This window comes from Thiohalophilus sp. (assembly GCF_031581315.1).
GTDB lineage: Bacteria > Pseudomonadota > Gammaproteobacteria > UBA6429 > Thiohalophilaceae > Thiohalophilus.
This window is the reverse complement of sequence record NZ_JAVLAZ010000061.1, coordinates 1-3190: the sequence shown is the minus strand read 5'-3', so window position 1 is coordinate 3190 and position 3190 is coordinate 1. Positions and strand designations below refer to the sequence as shown.

General features: G+C 58.0%; 5 protein-coding genes. 3 read left to right on the top strand and 2 right to left on the bottom strand.

Annotation, left to right across the window (positions count from 1 at the left end; genetic code table 11):
- The first annotated feature begins 25 nt into the window (after positions 1 to 25).
- Genes crcB through serS form a run of 3 tightly spaced genes read left to right on the top strand, consistent with a single transcriptional unit; the run spans position 26 to position 1994 of the window.
- Positions 26 to 400, top strand: coding sequence for a fluoride efflux transporter CrcB (gene crcB, locus RI563_RS09485; protein ID WP_310694135.1), 375 nt, complete (start codon positions 26 to 28; stop codon positions 398 to 400).
- Entirely contained in the window at positions 397 to 705 is a 309-nt protein-coding gene (locus tag RI563_RS09480; protein WP_310694134.1) for a DUF190 domain-containing protein, read from the top strand. Before crcB ends, RI563_RS09480 begins: the two co-directional genes overlap by 4 nt.
- A gap of 14 nt (positions 706 to 719) precedes the next feature.
- A complete protein-coding gene (gene serS / locus RI563_RS09475; RefSeq protein WP_310694133.1) occupies positions 720 to 1994 on the top strand; it encodes a serine--tRNA ligase in 1275 nt (424 codons plus the stop codon).
- 8 nt (positions 1995 to 2002) lie between these two features.
- On the opposite strand, the gene RI563_RS09470 is transcribed toward serS, so the two are convergent.
- Complete coding sequence (locus RI563_RS09470) at positions 2003 to 2188, bottom strand: hypothetical protein (protein ID WP_310694132.1); 186 nt, start codon at positions 2186 to 2188, stop codon at positions 2003 to 2005.
- Positions 2189 to 2304: 116 nt separating this feature from the next.
- Positions 2305 to 2964 (bottom strand): Bax inhibitor-1/YccA family protein, encoded by a 660-nt coding sequence (locus RI563_RS09465; protein ID WP_310694131.1) that lies wholly within the window; start codon positions 2962 to 2964, stop codon positions 2305 to 2307.
- Between the last annotated feature and the right edge of the window lie 226 nt (positions 2965 to 3190).

Here is a 3190-nt window from a genome sequence, read left to right as displayed (position 1 = left end):
GCCTTTGTTGATCAGGGATTAATCGGTGCTTCAGATTCTCGCCATTGCCGTGGGCGGCGCCATCGGTTCGGTGCTGCGCTTTACGCTCTCTGGCAGCGTCCATCAGCTGTTGGGTCGGGAGTTTCCTTACGGGACGCTGAGTGTCAATGTCCTCGGGTCGCTGTTGATGGGGTTTCTTTATATTGTCTTGCTGGAACGGGCCAGTCTCGGTGCCGAGTGGCGCGCCCTGTTACTGATCGGTTTGCTCGGTGCCTTTACCACGTTTTCGACCTTTTCCCTGGAAACGCTGAACCTGATCGAAAGTGGTGCGCTGGTCAAGGCGGGGATGAACATTCTGCTCAGTGTCACACTTTGTCTGTTGGCCGCCTGGGTGGGCATGTTGGGAGGACGTCAATTATGAATCATACATCGGTCACGATGGTCCGGATCTACCTGACCGAGGGCGAGGCCCAGCTCGACACGTTGATACGACGCCTGCATGACTGGGAAAAGGCCAGCGGCGTGACGGTGTTTCGCGGTATCTCCGGGTTCGGGGAATCGGGCGAGATACACCATTCGGGACTGCTCGATCTCTCGCTCAATTTACCGATCGTCGTGGAATTCTATGATTCGCCTGAAAAAGCCGAGGCGATCGTGAAACACCTGAATGACTTTATCAAACCCGGTCATATCGTCACCTGGGACGCCCGGGTCAATACCCAATAAACAGAAGGTTTTCTATGCTGGATCCCAAACGATTACGTAACGACTTGCAGGGTTGTGCCACACAACTGGCCCGCCGCGGTTATCAACTGGAGACCGAAACCATCGAGTCGCTGGAAGAGCAGCGCAAACAGCTCCAGGTGACAACCCAGGAGCTGCAGGCCGAACGTAATACCCAATCCAAAGCCATCGGCCAGGCCAAGGCCAAAGGCGAGGATGCCGCGCCGATTCTGGAAGCCGTGGCCGATCTCGGCGACCGGCTCAAGGCGGCCGAAACACAGTTGCAGGAGGTCCAGCAGCAACTGGATGCGATTCTGCTCGGTATCCCGAACATCCCGCAGGCCGCTGTGCCCGACGGCCGGGATGAGGACGATAATGTGGCGATCCGCCACTGGGGCGAACCGCGCCAGCTGGATTTTGAACCAAAGGATCACGTGGATCTGGGCGAGCAGATCGGCGGTCTCGATTTTGACACCGCCGCCAAACTGACCGGTTCCCGCTTTGCCGTCATGAGCGGCGGCATCGCCCGGCTGCACCGGGCGCTGATCCAGTTCATGCTCGATCTGCACACCACCGAACACGGCTACACCGAAACCTATGTGCCGTATATCGTCAACGCGGAAAGTTTGCGCGGCACCGGCCAGCTGCCCAAATTTGAGGAAGATCTGTTCAAGCTGCACCACGAGCAGGATTTCTACCTGATCCCCACCGCCGAGGTGCCGGTGACCAATATCGTGCGCGATGTGATCGTCGACGACGACTATATGCCACGCAAATACGTCGCCCACACGCCCTGTTTTCGCAGCGAGGCCGGCTCCTACGGCAAGGACACCCGGGGCATGATTCGCCAGCACCAGTTCGAAAAGGTGGAGCTGGTACAGGTCGTACGCCCGGCCGATTCGCTGGCAGCCCATGAAGAGCTCACCGGCCACGCCGAGGCGGTGTTACAGAAACTGGAACTGCCTTACCGGGTCGTCGATCTGTGTACGGGGGATATCGGCTTTTCGGCGTCGCGGACCTACGATCTGGAGGTCTGGCTGCCGGGGCAGGGTAAATACCGGGAGATCTCCTCCTGCAGCAACTTCGAGGACTTCCAGGCCCGCCGGCTCAGGGCCCGCTGGCGCAACCCGGCCACGGGCAAACCCGAGCTGGTGCACACGCTCAACGGCTCCGGCCTGGCGGTCGGGCGCACGCTGGTGGCGATTCTGGAAAATTATCAGGACGCGGGCGGCCGGGTCGCCATTCCCGCGGCACTGCAACCCTACATGGGCGGGCTGCAGCAGCTGGGATAGGTGCGGATTTAACCTTTAACCAGCAGAATCAGCAATACCACGAAGCCCACGACCAGGGCGATGGGGAACAGAAAGCCTTTCCAGTCCTCGGCCGAGCCCTTGGGGGCGTTGTTGAGCGCATGGCGCATGCGCGGGAAGATGAATATCAGCATGGCACCGAGCAGTACCGCCGTGGCGATTTTTTCCCAACCCATTTGAAGCCTCCTTTTTAATTCGCCGCGAACGGTTATTTTTTCACCGTTCGGGGCTTATTTCAGACCAAAAAAAGCCCCGATATGTCGGGGCTTTTGAACGTTGCCGTGGGTGGCGTTTATTCGTTGCCGAAGGCACCCAGCAGATGCAGCAGGGCCTGGAACATGTTCAGCAGGGAGAGGAAAATCCCGGCCGTGGCCATGATGTAGTTGGTTTCCCCGCCATGGATGATGGAGGAAGTCTGGAACAGAATGAACCCGCTCATGATCAGTACGATAGCGGCGTTCACGGCCAGAAACAGCGCCGGAATCTCCAGGAAGATATTCGCCAGCGCCGCGGCCAGGACCACGAAAAAGCCGACAAACAGGAAACCCGCCAGGAAGCTGAAATCCTTGCGCGTGGTCAGGGCGTAAGCGGACAGGCCAAGGAAGATCACGGCGGTGCCGCCCAGAGCGGTCATGACAATCGTTGGATTGGCGGCCAGATAATAGCCCACGATCGGCCCCAGACCGAAGCCCAGCAGCCCCGTAATGGCAAAAATCACCGGAATCCCGGTGGCCGAATTGGCGGTGCGCGGCAGGACGAACCAGAGCATCACGATGCCGGCAATCGTCGCGATCAGCCCCATACCATAAGAAACCTGCGAGACCACACTGATCGCTGCCATCACAGCACTGAAGATCAGGGTCATGGACAGCAGTGCATAGGTGTTACGCAATACCTTGTTGGTCTCTATCGCCGACCCAAGCGGCCGGGTAGCAGCACGTTCTTGGTACATGTTTAACCCATCCTTATTCAAATTTAAGCCTGACTAATGGACTACAGGATACCTGATTAGTTCCCGATATCAAGCCATATCGATCCGATTTCAAGACCGCCTCCCTCTGGAAACTTGGCCTTTCATAGGGTATTCTTCGCCCCCTCGAATAAAGGGACGAGGGTCGGAGGGCCGAGTGACGAGTAAAACCTCGTACCTCGTTACTCGTCCCTCGTAACTGTGTTTT

Excerpts from the sequence above, each read along its gene's own strand:
- RI563_RS09480 (WP_310694134.1), top strand. The coding sequence starts at position 397 with ATGAATCATACATCGGTCACGATGGTCCGGATCTACCTGACCGAGGGC.
- serS (WP_310694133.1), top strand. The coding sequence starts at position 720 with ATGCTGGATCCCAAACGATTACGTAACGACTTGCAGGGTTGTGCCACA.
- RI563_RS09470 (WP_310694132.1), bottom strand. The coding sequence starts at position 2,188 with ATGGGTTGGGAAAAAATCGCCACGGCGGTACTGCTCGGTGCCATGCTG.
- RI563_RS09465 (WP_310694131.1), bottom strand. The coding sequence starts at position 2,964 with ATGTACCAAGAACGTGCTGCTACCCGGCCGCTTGGGTCGGCGATAGAG.